Source organism: Teichococcus rhizosphaerae, assembly GCF_002631185.1.
Classification (GTDB): domain Bacteria; phylum Pseudomonadota; class Alphaproteobacteria; order Acetobacterales; family Acetobacteraceae; genus Pseudoroseomonas; species Pseudoroseomonas rhizosphaerae.
Map to the genome: position 1 here is coordinate 284,631 of NZ_PDNU01000003.1, position 15,184 is coordinate 299,814.

Annotated in this window: 12 protein-coding genes; 8 read left to right on the plus strand and 4 right to left on the minus strand. The window is 72.7% G+C overall.

Features of this window, described 5'->3' with window-relative positions; all coding sequences use genetic code 11:
• Positions 1 to 100: 100 nt before the first annotated feature.
• Together efp and CR162_RS03755 are read right to left on the minus strand one after the other, a co-directional pair.
• The gene (gene efp, locus CR162_RS03750; RefSeq protein WP_099094181.1) at positions 101 to 667 is read right to left on the minus strand and encodes an elongation factor P; all 567 of its coding nucleotides are present in this window, start codon (positions 665 to 667) and stop codon (positions 101 to 103) included.
• A gap of 169 nt (positions 668 to 836) precedes the next feature.
• Positions 837 to 2,129, minus strand: coding sequence for a DUF445 domain-containing protein (locus CR162_RS03755; protein WP_245870106.1), 1,293 nt, complete (start codon positions 2,127 to 2,129; stop codon positions 837 to 839).
• A 345-nt stretch (positions 2,130 to 2,474) separates the two neighbouring features.
• On the opposite strand from CR162_RS03755, the gene CR162_RS03760 reads away from it, so the two are divergent.
• Positions 2,475 to 3,230, plus strand: coding sequence for a metal ABC transporter ATP-binding protein (locus tag CR162_RS03760; RefSeq protein ID WP_099094182.1), 756 nt, complete (start codon positions 2,475 to 2,477; stop codon positions 3,228 to 3,230).
• On the plus strand, positions 3,230 to 4,111 hold the full coding sequence (locus tag CR162_RS03765; protein ID WP_099094306.1) for a metal ABC transporter permease: 882 nt from the start codon (positions 3,230 to 3,232) through the stop codon (positions 4,109 to 4,111). The genes CR162_RS03760 and CR162_RS03765 overlap by 1 nt, the downstream gene beginning before the upstream one ends.
• Positions 4,112 to 4,120: 9 nt before the next feature.
• Here CR162_RS03765 and CR162_RS03770 read toward each other — a convergent pair whose 3' ends face one another.
• The gene (locus tag CR162_RS03770; protein ID WP_176559701.1) at positions 4,121 to 4,729 is read right to left on the minus strand and encodes an exopolysaccharide biosynthesis protein; all 609 of its coding nucleotides are present in this window, start codon (positions 4,727 to 4,729) and stop codon (positions 4,121 to 4,123) included.
• 181 nt (positions 4,730 to 4,910) lie between these two features.
• Here CR162_RS03770 and CR162_RS03775 point away from each other — a divergent pair, with 181 nt between their 5' ends.
• The 5 genes from CR162_RS03775 (at position 4,911) to CR162_RS03795 (ending at position 11,144) form a co-directional block, all read left to right on the plus strand.
• A complete protein-coding gene (locus tag CR162_RS03775) occupies positions 4,911 to 5,291 on the plus strand; it encodes a RidA family protein (RefSeq protein ID WP_099094184.1) in 381 nt (126 codons plus the stop codon).
• A gap of 172 nt (positions 5,292 to 5,463) precedes the next feature.
• Positions 5,464 to 6,495, plus strand: a complete 1,032-nt coding sequence (locus CR162_RS03780) for an NAD-dependent epimerase/dehydratase family protein (protein WP_099094307.1) — start codon at positions 5,464 to 5,466, stop codon at positions 6,493 to 6,495.
• A 29-nt stretch (positions 6,496 to 6,524) separates the two neighbouring features.
• The gene (locus CR162_RS03785) at positions 6,525 to 7,661 is read left to right on the plus strand and encodes a DegT/DnrJ/EryC1/StrS family aminotransferase (RefSeq protein ID WP_099094185.1); all 1,137 of its coding nucleotides are present in this window, start codon (positions 6,525 to 6,527) and stop codon (positions 7,659 to 7,661) included.
• A 139-nt stretch (positions 7,662 to 7,800) separates the two neighbouring features.
• Complete coding sequence (locus CR162_RS03790; protein ID WP_099094186.1) at positions 7,801 to 9,438, plus strand: NAD(P)/FAD-dependent oxidoreductase; 1,638 nt, start codon at positions 7,801 to 7,803, stop codon at positions 9,436 to 9,438.
• Between the two features lie 131 nt (positions 9,439 to 9,569).
• Complete coding sequence (locus tag CR162_RS03795; RefSeq protein ID WP_099094187.1) at positions 9,570 to 11,144, plus strand: hypothetical protein; 1,575 nt, start codon at positions 9,570 to 9,572, stop codon at positions 11,142 to 11,144.
• Positions 11,145 to 11,186: 42 nt separating this feature from the next.
• Here CR162_RS03795 and CR162_RS03800 read toward each other — a convergent pair whose 3' ends face one another.
• A complete protein-coding gene (locus CR162_RS03800; RefSeq protein ID WP_099094188.1) occupies positions 11,187 to 12,371 on the minus strand; it encodes a M20 family metallopeptidase in 1,185 nt (394 codons plus the stop codon).
• Between the two features lie 156 nt (positions 12,372 to 12,527).
• Here CR162_RS03800 and CR162_RS23030 point away from each other — a divergent pair, with 156 nt between their 5' ends.
• The gene (locus CR162_RS23030; RefSeq protein WP_099094189.1) at positions 12,528 to 15,173 is read left to right on the plus strand and encodes a response regulator; all 2,646 of its coding nucleotides are present in this window, start codon (positions 12,528 to 12,530) and stop codon (positions 15,171 to 15,173) included.
• Positions 15,174 to 15,184 lie beyond the last annotated feature (11 nt).

Here is a 15,184-nt window from a genome sequence, read left to right on the forward strand (position 1 = left end):
AGGGGAGGAGGTCCCCTTCGCGTCTCATCGGCCAGGGCACGCGGCCCTGGCCCCGCCGGCGGCCCCGGGCAGCGCGGGGCCGGCGGCGGGCGGCGGGCGTTCAGCCCTTGGCGCGCTCGACGTAGGAGGCGTCCTCGGTCTTCACCACGATCTTCTCGCCGGCGGTGACGAAGGGCGGCACCATGGTCTTGACGCCGTTGGACAGCAGGGCCGGCTTGTAGGAGGAGGAGGCGGTCTGCCCCTTCACCACCGGGTCGGCCTCGGCCACCTCCAGCGTCACGGTCTGCGGCAGCTCCATGGCCACCGGGTCGCCCTCGATCAGCTTGACGGAGACGGTCATGTTCTCCGCCAGGAAGGGCAGGCGGTCGCCCAGGATGGCGGCGGGCACGATGGTCTGCTCGAAGGTCTCGGGGTCCATCAGCACCAGGTTCTCGCCGTCGGCGTAGGAGTAGGTGAACTCCTTGTCCTCGGTCATCAGGCGCTCGACGGTGTCGGCGGTGCGCCAGCGGTCGTCCTTCTTGGTGCCGGTCTTGATGTCGCGCATCTCGACCTGGATGAAGGCGCCGCCCTTGCCCGGGGTGATGATCTGGATCTTCAGCACGGTCCAGCGACGGCCCTCGTACTCGATGACCTGACCGGGGCGCATCTGGTTGGCCTGCTGCTTCATGGGCTTGGCACCTGCTTCATCGGGCTGAAGGAACGATTGGGCATGGCGCATCGCCGCCACAGCCCGGGCGGCGCGCGTTTAGCCTTCCGCGCAGACGGAAGCAACCTTGGCGGCGGGCCGGCGCGGCGCGGGGCAGGGTCGCGGCGGGCGCGGCGGTGAAGGCCGCCGCTCAGTGCGCCACATGGCCGAACAGCGCGGTCAGCAGCATGAACAGCGCGCCCCCCGCCAGGAACCCCACCAGCGTCCCGTTCACCCGCACGAACTGGAGGTCGCGGCCGACCCGCAGCTCGATCTTCTCCACCACCGTCGCCGTGTCCCAGCGCGCCACCACGCCGGCGATGAAGTCGGCGAGCTGGCCCTGCGCCGCGCCGAGCGTGCCGCGCACCGCCTGCTGCGCCATGCGGTTCACCCGCTCCCGCGCCGCCGGGTCCTCTTCCAGGAGGGTGCCGACATTGGCGAACAACCCCTCCATCATCGCCGCCGCGCGGCCGTCGGGGGAAGCGGCGTCGGCGGCCAGGCTGCGCTTCAGGCGGCCCCAGACATCCATCAGCCAGGCCGCCACGGTGGGGTGGGAGACCGCGTCGCGCAGCGCGCGGCCGATGGCGGCGGCCCGCTCCGGGTCGGTCTCCAGCCGCTCGATCTCGGTGTTCAGCCAGGCCTCGAAGGCGATGCGCAGCGTGCTGTCGCCCGGCTGGGTGCGGTCCAGCTCCTGGTTGATGGTGCCGAGGATGCGGCGCGCCACGGCGGCGCCCGCAAGCCACCCCACCAGCGCGCCGCCCTCGGCCCGGACGCGGGCCTGGATGGCGGCGCGCAGGTCGTCCTCCTTGGCCGCCAGCAGCGCCTTGAGCTGCGCCAGCGCCAGGCCGAACACCGCCTGGTGCTGGCCGCCCGCCATCAGCGCCCGCAGCATGCGCGCCAGCAGCCGCGCGGCGCCGGGGCCGGAGACCATGCGCGGCAGGAGCCGCTGGATCAGCCGGCGGGCGCGGCCATCCTCCAGCGTGTTCAGCAGGGTGGGCAGGCTGGCGGCCAGCGCCTCGGCGGCGGGGCGGGCCGTGGCCGGGTCGGCCAGCACGCGGCGCAGCAGCCCCGCCACGTCCACCCGCGCCATCACCCGCTGCAGCTCGGCCTCGGTGAAGACGTGGTTGGCCACGAAGCGCCCGAGGCCGCGCCCCAGCCGCGCCTTCTGGTTGGGGATGATGGCGGTGTGCGGGATGGGCAGGCCGAGCGGCCGCCGGAACAGGGCGGTGACGGCGAACCAGTCGGCCAGCCCACCCACCAGCCCCGCCTTGGCCGAGGCCTGCAGCAGCTCGGCCCAGTAGCCCGGCGGCAGCTGGTAGGCGCCCAGCATCAGCGCCGCCATCAGCAGCAGCAGCCCCGTGGCGAAGCGCCTGTGGCGGATGAGGTTGCGGCGCAGCTCGGCATCGGGGTCGGGCGGCGCGGCAGCCGGCGGGAAGCCGTTCAACGGGGCGCGTTCCAGGGAGGGGGAAACCGGGGAAGGGGCTCTGGAGGAGGCTTTGGCGGGAGGGGCGTGACGGGCATCGCTCCCGAAGGTAGTGCGCCGCGCCGCCGGGCGGGAGGCGGGGCGGCGCACAATCCGCGCGGGCCGGCGGCACAGCCGGGCGGAGGTGCTTGCCTGCCGGAGAGAAAATGTTATTTCATAACATATGGCGATCACCCCGACCGACCCTCTGGCCCTGTCCTCAGGAGCCCTGGCACGCCTCGCCCTGGCGGCGCTGCTGCTGGCGCTGCTGTGGGGCGGCGTGTTCTGGGCCCTTTCGGCGTGAACGGGCGGCAGGAACGGGGCGGCATGAGCCAGGCGGACGGCATCACCCTCACCGACCTGACGCTGACGCATGGGCGGCGGCCGGCGGTGCACCACATCTCGGGCCATTTCGCGCCGGGCAGCCTGACGGCCATCGTCGGGCCCAACGGCGCCGGCAAGTCCACCCTGCTGCGCGCCATCGCCGGGCTGCACCCGGCGCGGGAGGGCGGGCTGCGCGCGCCGCGCCACGCCATCGCGCTGCTGCCGCAGGCGGCGGCGCTGGACCGCGCCTTCCCGATCTCCTGCCTCGACGTGGTGATGTTCGGCCACTGGGCGCGCGCCGGGGCCTTCCGCGCGCTGCGCCCGGCCGAGAAGCGGGCGGCGCGGGAGGCGCTGGGCGCCGTCGGGCTGGAAGGCTTCGAGGGGCGCCCGGTGGGCAGCCTTTCCACCGGCCAGTTCCAGCGCGTGCTGTTCGCGCGGCTGCTGGTGCAGGACGCGCCGGTGATCCTGCTGGACGAGCCGTTCAACGCCGTCGATTCGCGCACGGCGGCCGACCTGCTGGCGCTGGTGCACCGCTGGCATGGCGAGGGCCGCACCATCCTGGCCGTGCTGCACGACCTGGATCTGGTGCGCCAGCAATTCCCCCGCACCCTGCTGCTGGCGCGCGAGCCCGTCGCCTGGGGGCCGACCGCCGAGGTGCTGACCGCCGCCAACCGCCTCAAGGCCCGCATGATGGCCGAGGAATGGGACGCGGAGGCGGAGCCTTGCGCGGCCGGCCCGGGCACGCGCAGCGCGGCCTGATGCCTGAACTCTCCCTGTACGACCTTTTCTGGGCTCCTTTCGCCGAGTTCGGCTTCCTGCGCCGGGCGCTGGTGGGCTGCCTGGCTCTGTCGCTGGCCGCGCCGCCGCTCGGCGTCTTCCTGGTGCTGCGGCGGATGAGCCTCACGGCCGACGTGCTGGCGCATGGCATCCTCCCCGGCATCGCCGCCGGCTTCCTGGTGGCGGGGCTTTCCGTCACCGCCATGTCGGTCGGCGGGCTGCTGGCTGGGCTGGTGGTGGCGGTGGGGGCGGGGGCCATCTCCCGCGCCACCGGCGGGCGGGAGGATGCGGCGCTGGCCGCGCTCTACCTGCTGGCCCTGGCGCTCGGCGTCACGCTGATCTCCACCCGCGCCGGCTCGGTGGAGCTGTCCCACCTGCTGTTCGGCAGCGTGCTGGGGGTGGACGACCCGGCGCTCTACATGATGGCCGGCATCGCCAGCCTGACGCTGCTGGCGCTTTCCTTCGCCTGGCGGCCGCTGGTGCTGGAATGCTTCGACCCGGGCTTCGCCGCCGCGGCGCGGGCGCGGGGCGGGCTGTGGCACCTGCTGTTCCTGGTGCTGGTGGTGCTGAACGTGCTGGCCGCCTTCCAGGCGCTGGGCACGCTGATGGCGGTGGGGCTGATGATGCTGCCCGCCGTGGCGGCCCGCCACTGGGGCCGCAGCGTGGGCGGCATGGCCTATGCGGCGGTGGGCATCGCGCTCGCCTCCAGTCTCAGTGGGCTGCTGCTTTCCTACCACCTCGACCTGCCGACGGGGCCGGCCATCGTGCTGGTGGCGGGCGGCGCCTGGGTGGTCTCCGCCCTGGCCGGGCCGGTGGACGGCATCCTGCCCCGCCTGCTGCGCCGCCCGCACCTGACCGGCTGAGCGGGCGCCTCAGAACAGGAAGAGGCCCGCGAGGCTGCCCGCCAGGGCGAGGCTCAGCCCATAGCCCAGCAGGGCCATCAGCCCGTCATTGGAGGCCAGCGCCAGGGCGAAGACGCTGATCACGCCGGCCACGATGCTGGTGGTGAAGGGCACCATCTCCATGGGCGGCATCAGCAGCGCCAGCAGCAGGCAGGCCAGCGCGATGAGCCGCGTGCCGATGCCCTGCGTCAGCAGGATCAGGCGCGGCTTCAGCACGCGGTCGACCAGCCGGGCGGGCGGGCGGAGGAAGCGGAGCGCCTGGTGCACCCGGCGGCAGGGCACGCTGCGCCCCGTCACCGCCCGCGGCACCCAGAATTCCCGCCGGCCCAGCAGCATCTGCCCGCAGATGGCGACGATGATCACCGCCATCACCGTGGGCAGGCCGATGATGCCGGACAGCGGCGAGACCACGATGATCGCCGGCAGCAGCAGCAGCGCGCCGAAGGAGCGCTGCCCGATCTCGTTCAGGATCGCCTGGCCGGACACCGTCTCGGCATGGGCGCAGGCCTCCTCGATGCAGTCGAGCAGGCCGCCGAGGTTGCAGGGCGGCGGCCGGGGCGCGGTGGGGCGCCGCCGCATGGTGCCCTGGAAGGCCCGTGCGATGACGTCGCGGCTGAGGCCGGGACGGCGGAGCTCAAAGCGGCCTGCCGGCGGGCTCGCGGATTGGCTGGGGGATCGACCCTGGCCGCCGCCGGCCGCCTCTCGCCCCATCCGCACGCCCATGCCACGCTTTTTCCCATCCGATTCGAAAGGATTGCCCATGACCGGGACGAACGCGCCCATCCGCCGCCTGGCCGAGGAGGAACGCCTTTGCGGCGCCACCGTTGCCAATGGCCTCGTCTTCCTGGCCGGACAGGTGGCCGACGACGTCTCGCTCGACGCCGAGGGCCAGACCGCCGACATCCTGGCCCAGATCGACGCGCTGCTGGCCGAGGCCGGCACGGACAAGCGCGCCCTGCTGCAGGTGAACATCGTGCTGGCCGACATCGCCGACGCCCCGGCCATGAACCGCGCCTGGGACCGATGGCTGGACCCGGCGCACAAGCCGGCGCGCATGACCATTCAGGGGGCGCTGGTCGATTCGCGCTGGAAGGTGGAGATCACCGGCGTGGCGCTGGCGCCGCAACCGGCGAAAACCTGAAGCCTGACCGCACCGGCCGCTTGCGTGCGAATCGCGGAAATGTGAACCTGAACGCGGCCGTAAGGAACATGGCGGGCCCGGGGGAGCGATGGGCGCCGTGCCGCCATTCCGCGGCCCCGCTTCCGCCGCAATCCTTGGCCAGGCTTGCATCTTCCAGACAGAGAACCGCGTGATGCCTGTCCCGGCGATTCCCGCCTCCGCCCCTTCCGCCCCGGCTCCCGCCGGAGGGGCCGCCTTCTGGCGTGGCAAGCGGGTGCTGGTGACGGGTGGCGCGGGCTTTCTCGGCAGCGGGCTGTGCCATGCGCTGGCCGGCCTCGGCGCCAGCGTCACGGCGCTCGACGCCATGCTGCCCGATGGCGGCGCCAGCCGCGCCAACCTGGCCGGCAGCGGCATCCCCCTGGTGGAGGCGGACCTGCGGGAGGCCGACCTCGCGCCGCATGTCGAGGGGCTGGACGTGCTGTTCAACATGGCCGCCCAGACCAGCCATGCCGGCAGCATGGCCGACCCCTTCACCGACCTCGCCATCAACGCCACGGCGCAGCTCCGCCTTATCGGCGCCTTGCGCGCCGGGGCGCCGGGCGCGGTGGTGGTGCACGCCTCCACCCGCCAGTTCTACGGCCGCCCGCAATACCTGCCGGTGGATGAGCGGCATCCGCTCAACCCGCCCGACGCCAATGGCGTCTCCAAGCTGGCCGGCGAGCAGTACTGGCTGATGGAAGGCCGGGTGCATGGCCGCCCCGTGGTCTCGCTGCGGCTGACCAACTGCTACGGGCCCCGGCTGCGGGTGAAGGATGCGCGGCAGACCTTCCTGGGCATCTGGTTCCGCCGCCTGCTGGAGGGCGAGCCCTTCGAGGTGTGGGGCGGCGCGCAGCTCCGCGACCTCGCCTATCTGGACGACGTGGTGGCGGCCTTCCTGCTGGCGGCGGAGAACCCCGCCTGCGCCGGCCGCGCCTTCAACCTGGGCGGCGCCAGCCCGGTCTCGCTGGCCGGGCTGGCCGAGGCCGCCATCGCCGCCAATGGCGGCCAGGGGCGCTACGTCACGCGGGAATTCCCCGCCGACCGCGCGCCCATCGACATCGGCAGCTTCCACGCCGACGACACGAGCTTCCGCAGCGCGACCGGATGGGCCCCGGCCGTGACCCTGCCGGAGGGGCTGCGCCGCAGCCTCGACTGGTTCCGCCCGCGTCTCAACGATTATCTCTGACTGGCGATACGCTCCAAGGAGAAGGGCAGATGGACATGCCCGTGATCACCGTTCCGCAGGCCGACCCGGGCGCCGCCTACCGCGCCCATCAGCCGGCGATCGACGCGGCGCTCTCGCGCGCCCTCAGCTCCGGCTGGTACATCCTGGGCGCCGAATGCGCCGCCTTCGAGCGGGAATTCGCCGAATGGGCGGGGCTTTCCCGCGCGGTGGGATGCGCCAACGGCACGGACGCGCTGATGCTGATCCTGCGCGGCCTCGGCATCGGCCCCGGCATGAGCGTGGCGACTGTCTCGCACACCGCCGTCGCCACCGTGGCGGCGATCGAGATGGTGGGCGCCACGCCGCTGCTGCTCGACATCGACCCCGACACCTTCACCATGGACCCCGACGAGCTGGCCGCCGTGCTGGAGGACCCGCCGCCGGGCCTGCCGCCGATCCGCGCCGTCATCCCCGTCCATCTCTACGGCCAGGGCTGCGACATGGCGCGCATCATGGCCGCCTGCCGCGCGGCGGGGGTGCATGTGATCGAGGACTGCGCCCAGGCGCATGGCGCGATGCAGGCGGGCCGCATGCTCGGCACCTTCGGCGATGCCGCGGCCTACAGCCTCTACCCCACCAAGAACCTGGCGGCGCTGGGCGATGCCGGCATCCTGGCCACGGATGACGAGGCCCTGGCCGAGCGCATCTCCGCCATCCGGCAATATGGCTGGAAGCACCGCTACCTGTCGGACAGCATCGGCGTGAACAGCCGGCTGGACGAGATCCAGGCGGCCGTGCTGCGGGTGCGCCTGCCGCTGCTGGCCGCCGCCAATGCCCGCCGCCAGTCCATCGCCGCCGCCTATGACGCGGCGCTGGCCGGCACCGCCCTGGCCGCGCCGCACCGCCGGGCCGGCGACATCCATGTGTTCCACCAGTATGTGGTGCGCAGCCCGGAGCGCGACGAGCTGGCGGCGCGGCTGCGGGCGCAGGGCGTGGCCACCGGCATCCACTACCCGGTGCCGGTGCACCAGCAGGAGGCCTATCGCGGCCGCACCCCCACCGGCCCCGCCGGCTGCGCCGAAACGGAGATGGCCAGCCGCGAGGTGCTCAGCCTGCCCATCTACCCGGAGCTGACCGACGCGCAGGTGGAGACGGTCTGCGCCGCGCTGCGCGTCGCCGCCGGCTGAGGCGGGCGCGGGGAGCGCGGGGCGGAAGCGAGCCCGGCATGGCGGGCGGGGGAGGGGTGCGGGGGAAGTCATTCCCCCGCTCCGGGCGGGGGCGCTATACAGCGCGCCTTCGCTCACCCTGGTGGATAACAACCCCCCGATGCTGCGACTGACCGAACTGAAGCTGCCCCTGGACCATGCGCCGGAGGCGCTGCGCGAGGCCGTGCTGGCGCGCCTCGGCATTCCCGGTTCCGACCTGCTGGACCTGCATGTGTTCCGCCGCGGCTACGATGCGCGCCGCAAGAGCGCCATCCACCTCATCTACACGGTGGATCTCACGCTGCGCGACGAGGCGGCCCTGCTGCGCCGCTTCGCCGCCGACCCGCATGTGAACCCGTCCCCCGACATGCGCTACCGCTTCGTCGGCCACGCGCCTTCCGGCTTCGCGCGCCGGCCGGTGGTGATCGGCGCCGGGCCCTGCGGGCTGCTGGCGGGCCTCCTGCTGGCGCAGATGGGCTTCCGCCCCATCATCCTGGAGCGCGGCAAGGTGGTGCGGGAGCGGACCAAGGACACCTGGGGCCTGTGGCGGCGCGGCGTGCTGCACCCCGAATCCAACGTGCAGTTCGGCGAGGGCGGCGCCGGCACCTTCTCCGACGGCAAGCTCTACAGCCAGATCAAGGACCCGCAGCACCATGGCCGCAAGGTGCTGGAGGAGTTCGTCCGCGCCGGCGCGCCGGAGGAGATCCTCACCGTCTCCAAGCCGCATATCGGCACCTTCCGCCTGGTGACGATGGTCGAGAGCATGCGCGAGACGATCGAGTCGCTGGGCGGCGAGTACCGCTTCGGGAGCCGCGTGACCGACCTGCTGATCGACACCGCGCCGGACGGCACGCGCGCCATGCGCGGCGTGATGCTGGCCGATGGCGGCGTCATCGAGGCGGACCACGTGGTGCTGGCGGTGGGCCACAGCGCGCGCGACACCTTCGACCTGCTGGCGCGGCGCGGTGTCTACATCGAGGCCAAGCCCTTCTCCATCGGCTTCCGCATCGAGCACCCGCAGGGAATGATCGACCGCTGCCGCTTCGGCGACTTCGCCGGCAACAGGACGCTGGGCGCGGCCGACTACAAGCTGGTGCACCATTGCGGCAATGGCCGCTCGGTCTACAGCTTCTGCATGTGCCCGGGCGGCACGGTGGTGGCCGCCACCTCCGAGCCGGGGCGCGTCGTCACCAACGGCATGAGCCAGTATTCGCGCGCCGAGCGCAACGCCAACGCCGCCATCGTGGTCGGCATCACGCCGGACGACTATCCGGGCGGGCCGCTGGCCGGCATCGACCTGCAGCGCCGGCTGGAGGAGGCCGCCTTCCACGCCGGCGGCGGCGACTACCGCGCCCCCGCCCAGACGGTGGGCGACTTCCTGGCCGGCCGCCCCTCCACCGGGCTTGGCGAGGTGATCCCCTCCTACAAGCCCGGCGTGACGCCGACAGATCTCGCCGCCTTCATGCCGGACTACGTGACCGCCGCCATCCGCGAGGCGCTGCCCGCCTTCGACCGGCAGATCCGCGGCTATGCGCGGCCGGACGCGGTGATGACGGGGGTGGAGACGCGCACCTCCTCGCCCGTGCGTGTCAAGCGCGGCGCGGACGGCCACAGCCTGAACACGCGCGGCCTGTTCCCGGCCGGGGAGGGGGCGGGCTATGCGGGCGGCATTCTCTCGGCCGGGGTGGACGGCATCAAGACCGCCGAGGCGGTGGCGCGCAGCCTCCTGGGGGTAGAGGCCGCGCCGCGTGCAGCCTGAGGTTGTCCCCTGAAAACAAACATGAATTTTTTGTCAGGCTGTCGCTTTGAGGCGCGGCTTGCCGCAATCTCACCCGAATGCGAGCGCATCCTGAGAAATGGGCCGCAGGGGCTGGGTCGAGGGGGATTCGCGTGAGTCAAAGCCTTCCGGGAGCGCCGCAGAACTTCGCTCCCGTCCGCCGCCTGATGCGTCAGGAGACGCGCTGGACGGTGCTGAGCCTGGGCGTCGTCGGCGTCACGCTGGCGGTGGTGCTGTTCACCCTGCTGCGCGCGCCGATGAAGGACGACGTCGCCTGGCTGCTCTGGGTCGCCCGGCAATGGCTGCTCGGGCAGGAGCTCTATGTCGATCTCGTCGAGGTCAACCCGCCGCTGATCATCTGGCTCAGCGCCGTGCCGGTGATGATCGCCGACACGCTGGGGCTGACCGCCAAGCAGGTGGCGCTGCCCATGGTGGCGGCCACCGCGCTGGCCTCCGCCTGGGCCAGCGCCCGCTGGCTGCGCGGCACCTCGCCGGTGTTCGAGCGCCCGTCCGTCACCTTCGCCGCCATCTCCTGCGTCCTGCTGGCGATGCCGGGGGTGGAGTTCGCCCAGCGCGAGCACCTGCTGGTCATCGCCGTGCTGCCGCATCTGGCGCTGCTGATCCGCGGGCTGGAGGGGCTGCCCGTCTCGCCGCGCGCGCTGGTCGGCAGCGCCGTGCTGGCGGGCCTGGGCTGCGCGCTGAAGCCGCGCTACCTGCTCGGCCTCGCCGCCATCGAGCTGGCCGGCTGGCTGCACCGCGGCTTCCGCATCCGCCTGGCGCCGGTGATCGCCTTCCTGGCGGCGGCGCTCTACGTCGCCAGCATCGTGCTGCTGGTGCCCGCCTTCATCGAGCGCGCCATTCCGCTCGCCGTCACCCTGTATGGCGGCACCGACACCGGGCTGTGGCAGCTCGTGCGGGAATCCTGGCTGCTGCTGCTGGGGCTGTCCGTGGCGGCGCTGCTGACGCTGCGCACGCCGCGCGGCACGCCCGCCGCCGGCGTCATGCTGGTGCTGACGGCCTTCGCCGCCGCCGCCACCATCGCCATGTTCCTGGACGGCAAGAACTGGTTCTACCACCGCATCCCGGCGATGATGACCGTGGTGCTGGCCCTGCTCTTCTGGTGCGCCGAGGCCGCCCGCCAGCAGCTGCCGCCGATCCGCTGGCGCGGCGCGCTGATGGCGCTGGCGATGGTGCCGCTGGCCCTCTACGTGCAGAAGACCTCCCACCGCCTGTATGAGCGCGTGGTGCTGGCCGTGGAGCCCGACCTTTCCACCGAGGTGCGGCTGGAGAAGCTGATCAAGCGGGAGAAGGTGCGGAGCTACGTGGCCTTCTCCGAGTGGATCGGCCTCGGCTTCCCCGTGCTGAACGACACCAACGTCACCTGGGCCTCGCGCTTCGACTCCATGTGGGCGCTGCGCGGCGAGCTGTGGCGCGCCCGCCAGGACGGCCAGGCGCCGGCCGAATGGCCGATCCGCCACTGGGTGGTGCAGGACTTCATGGAAGGTTGCCCCGACCTCGTGGTGGTGGACCGCCGCGGCGAGGCGATCAACTACCCGGCCATCCTGTCCCAGGCCAATCCGGGCTTCGCGGCCGTCTGGGCGCGCTACCGGCAGATCGCCATCGTCGATGGGCTCCAGGTCTACCGGCGGCAGGGCGAGGGCTGCGGCCAGCAGGCCGGGCTGGGCTGAACCGGAAGGCCGGCGGAACCCTCCCGCCGGCCTGCCCCTCCCTCAGAGGCCGGCGGCTTCCAGCTTCAGGATGGCCCGCGCCAGCGCCTGGGCGCGCGGCACCAGCGAGGCCACCTCCAGGTATTCCTCCGGGCTGTGCGCCTTGCCGCCCACCGGGCCCACGGCGCAGAGCGTCGGCGCGCCCATGGCGGCGGTGAAGCCGCTATCGGCGCAACCGCCGGCGAACTCGCCCTCCGTGGCGAAGCCGCTTTCCGCCGCCGCCGCCTGGTAGGCCGCGAGCACCGCCTCCGTGCCGGGGTTCTTCGCCAGCGGCAGGAACTCGCCCTTGATCGTCAGCCGCGCCTTCGTCCCCGGCAGGAAGCTCTTTTCCACGATGGCGTGGATGCGGCCCATCACCTCGTCGCGGTCCTCGGGATGGACGTAGCGCAGGTCGATCTGGCCCTGCGCCCAGGGCGCCACCGTGTTGACGCTCTGCCCGCCGGAAACGAGGCCCACATTCAGCGTGATGCCGCGCGGCAGGTCGGTCAGCGCGTGCAGCGCCTGCACCTTGCGGGCCAGTTCCTCGATGGCGCTGATGCCGGCCTCGAAGTTGGCGCCGGAATGCGCGGCCTTGCCCTCGATGTCGAGCACCATGAACACGCCGCCCTTGCGCCCCGTCACCACATTGCCCGAGGGCCGGCCCGGCTCGCTGTTGAACACCACGCGGGCGGCGCGCGCCTCGCGCTCGATCACCGGCCGGCCTTCCGGCGAGCCGATCTCCTCATCCCCCGTGAACAGCCCGACCAGCGGGCCCGGCGCTCCGCCGCAGGCCTGGAATGCGGCGAGCACGAACATGTTCTGCACCAGCCCCGCCTTCATGTCGGCCACGCCCGGGCCGGTGGCGATGCCGTTCTCCACCCGGAAGGGGCGGCGCTGCGGCTCGCCCTTGGGGAAGACGGTGTCGCGGTGGCCCATCAGCACGATGTTGCGCCGCGCGTTGCCGCCGCCGCCCGCCGTCTCGCCGCCATCCACCAGGGCACGCAGGCAGTCGCCATGCAGCGCGCCCGGCACGCGCTCCACAGGGATGCCGTGGCGGGCGCAGAAATCGGCGATTCGCGCGCCCACGGCATCGACGCCCGCCTTGTCGTAGCTGCCGCCATCGGTGTTCACCATCGCCTCCAGCTCGGCCAGCATCTCCGGCTGCCGCGCGGCGAGCCAGGCGGCGATCTTGTCCTCGGTGGCGCTCATGCGTCTCTCCATGCTCCTGCCCATGCCCATGCAGGGGCCGCGCAGGGTGGCGAAAATGGCGCCGCGCGTGAAGCCCGCCGCGCCCCGGCATGGACGCGCCACAGCTTGCCACGCTAAGAGGCGCGGTTCGTCGCGATATCCCAGGGGGGCCTCGGAATGCGCCTGCGGCGCCGTCTACCCGTGCTGTTCCTGGCGGTGACGCTGCTGACGGTGTCCATGGGCGTGCTGCTGACCGTCCATGTGAACGCCCGGCTCCGCGAGAACCGCCAGGCCGTGTGGCAGAGCTTCCGCATCGCCGAGGCGGCGCGCGTCCTGCTTTCCGACATGCAGGAAGCGGAAACCGGCCAGCATGGCTTCGTGCTGACGGAGCGGGGGAGCTACCTCGCGCCCTATGAGGTGGCGCTGGCCCGGATCCCGCAAAGCCTCGCGCAGCTCGCCGCCCTGGTGGCGGACAACCCCGCGCAGCGCGCGCAGGTGCGCGCCCTGGAGGAGCTGATCGGGGTCAAGCTGCGGGAGCTGGCCCGCAGCGTGGCGGCGGCGCGCGAGCATGGCGCGGCCGCGGGGCGGGCGATGCTGCATACCGAGACGGGGCGTGAGGCGACGCGGTCCATCCATGCCCTGGTCAACACGCTGCTGGCGGACCAGAGCCAGACCCTGAGCGAGCACATCGCCGAGGCCAACCGGGAGGAGGACAGCAACGTCCTCCTCGCCCTGATCGGCTTCGCCGTGGCGCTGACGGTGATCCTGGGCGGGGCGGTGGTGCTGATCTACGGCAATGGCCGGCTGCGCCGCGCCGAGGCGGCGGTCGCCCAGAAGAGCGCCGTGCTGCAGGCCACCCTCGACAACATCCATGACGGCGTGGTGGCCTTCGACGCCAGGGGCATCCTGGCCGCCTGCAACCGCCGCCTGTTCGACCTGCTGGGCTTTCCGCACGCCCTGGCGCGGCCGGGCACGCCGCTCAGCGCCTTCCTGGCGATCGACCGCCGGCGCGAGCAGCCGGTGCTGGCGGCGCCCGGCGCGGCCCCTGGTCCGGGCGGCGGCAGCCAGCACATGACGCTGCTCCATGCCGGCGCGGAGCTGGAGATCTACCGCAACCCGATGCCGGATGGCGGCTTCGTCGTCTCCTGCATCGACGTGACGCGGCGCGCGCAGGCCGAGGCCATCCTGCGGCAAAGCCAGAAGATGGAGGCGATCGGCCAGCTCACCGGTGGCGTCGCGCATGACTTCAACAACCTGTTGCAGGTGATCACGGCCAATCTGGACCTGCTCGGGCGCGAGATCGGGGAAGCGGAGAAGCCGCGCCGCCACCTGCGCAACGCCCTGTCCGGCGCCGAGCGCGGCGCGCGGCTCACGGCGCAGCTCCTGGCCTTCGCCCGGCGGCAGCCGCTCGACCCGAAGGTGGTGAACGCAGGCCGGCTGGTGCAGGAGATGATCGACCTGCTGCGCCGCACCCTGGGCGAGCGGGTGGCGGTGGAGGCGGTGGTGGAGGAGGGCCTCTGGAACACCCGGATCGACCCCAGCCAGGTGGAGAACGCGCTGCTCAACCTTGCCATCAACGCGCGCGACGCCATGCCGGAGGGCGGGCGGCTCACGATCGAAGTGACCAACGCCTTTCTGGACGAGACCGGCCCTGGCGGCCATCTGGAGGTGGAGCCTGGCCAGTATGTGGTGCTGGCGGTGAGCGACACGGGCGTCGGCATGCCGCCGGAGGTGATGGCGCGGGTGTTCGAGCCATTCTTCACCACCAAGCCGGAAGGGCACGGAACCGGGCTCGGCCTGTCGCAGGTCTATGGCTTCGTGAAGCAGTCAGGGGGACATGTGAGGATCTACAGCGAGCCGGGGCAGGGGACGACGGTGAAGCTTTATCTGCCGCGCTCCCTGCAGGCGGAGGAGACGATCGGTGGCCCGCCGGCCGGTCCGGTCGTCGGCGGCAGCGAGACCATCCTGGTGGTGGAGGACGATGCCGAGGTGCGCAACGCCGTGGTCGATATGCTGCGCGAGATGGGCTACCGCGTGCTGCGCGCCGAGGATGCCGAGGCGGCGCTGACGGTGCTGTCCAGCGGCGTGCGGGTCGACCTGCTGTTCACCGACGTTGTGATGCCCGGCCCCCTCCGCGCCCGTGAGCTGGCGCGGCGGGCGCAGGCCATGCTGCCGGGGCTGAAGGTGCTGTTCACCTCGGGCTACACCGCCGATGCCATGATCCATCACGGCAAGCTGGACACGGGCGTGCAGCTCCTGAGCAAGCCCTACCGGCGGGACGACCTGGCCCGGCAGGTGCGCCGCCTGCTGGACGCGCCGGGCCCGGCCACCGCCTCCGCCCCCCCGGCGGAGGTGCCGGCCGTCCGGGCCGCCCCCGCCGCGCCGCCCGCCTTCCCGCCCGGCGGCCAGCTGGGCAGCGTGCAGGAGGATGAGGGGCGCTGGCCCGAAGGCAGCGTCGCGCTGATCGTCGAGGACGACCCGCTGATCCGCATGAACCTGGCGCAGATGACCGAGATCCTGGGCTTCCAGCCGGCCGAGGCGGAGCGGGCGGAGAAGGCGCTGGCCTGGCTGCGCGACAACCCGGCCCCGGCCGTGATGCTGACCGACCTCACCCTGCCTGGCATGGACGGCATCGCGCTGGCGGTGGAGGCGCGCCGGATCCATCCGCGCCTGCCGGTGCTGCTGGTGACCGGCCACAGCGAGGCGGCGGTGACGGTGCCACCCGAGCTGCGGCCGGGCCCGGGCTTCCTGGGCAAGCCCTTCGCCATGCTGCAGCTGGAGAAGGCGCTGCTCGCCCTTTGGCGCCAGGGCGTGACGCAATAGGGCGGGGAAGG

Coding starts and splice junctions, on each gene's coding strand:
- efp (WP_099094181.1), bottom strand. CDS start 667: ATGAAGCAGCAGGCCAACCAGATGCGCCCCGGTCAGGTCATCGAGTAC.
- CR162_RS03760 (WP_099094182.1), top strand. CDS start 2,475: ATGAGCCAGGCGGACGGCATCACCCTCACCGACCTGACGCTGACGCAT.
- CR162_RS03765 (WP_099094306.1), top strand. CDS start 3,230: ATGCCTGAACTCTCCCTGTACGACCTTTTCTGGGCTCCTTTCGCCGAG.
- CR162_RS03770 (WP_176559701.1), bottom strand. CDS start 4,729: ATGCGGCGGCGCCCCACCGCGCCCCGGCCGCCGCCCTGCAACCTCGGC.
- CR162_RS03775 (WP_099094184.1), top strand. CDS start 4,911: ATGACCGGGACGAACGCGCCCATCCGCCGCCTGGCCGAGGAGGAACGC.
- CR162_RS03780 (WP_099094307.1), top strand. CDS start 5,464: ATGCCTGTCCCGGCGATTCCCGCCTCCGCCCCTTCCGCCCCGGCTCCC.
- CR162_RS03785 (WP_099094185.1), top strand. CDS start 6,525: ATGGACATGCCCGTGATCACCGTTCCGCAGGCCGACCCGGGCGCCGCC.
- CR162_RS03790 (WP_099094186.1), top strand. CDS start 7,801: ATGCTGCGACTGACCGAACTGAAGCTGCCCCTGGACCATGCGCCGGAG.
- CR162_RS03800 (WP_099094188.1), bottom strand. CDS start 12,371: ATGAGCGCCACCGAGGACAAGATCGCCGCCTGGCTCGCCGCGCGGCAG.
- CR162_RS23030 (WP_099094189.1), top strand. CDS start 12,528: ATGCGCCTGCGGCGCCGTCTACCCGTGCTGTTCCTGGCGGTGACGCTG.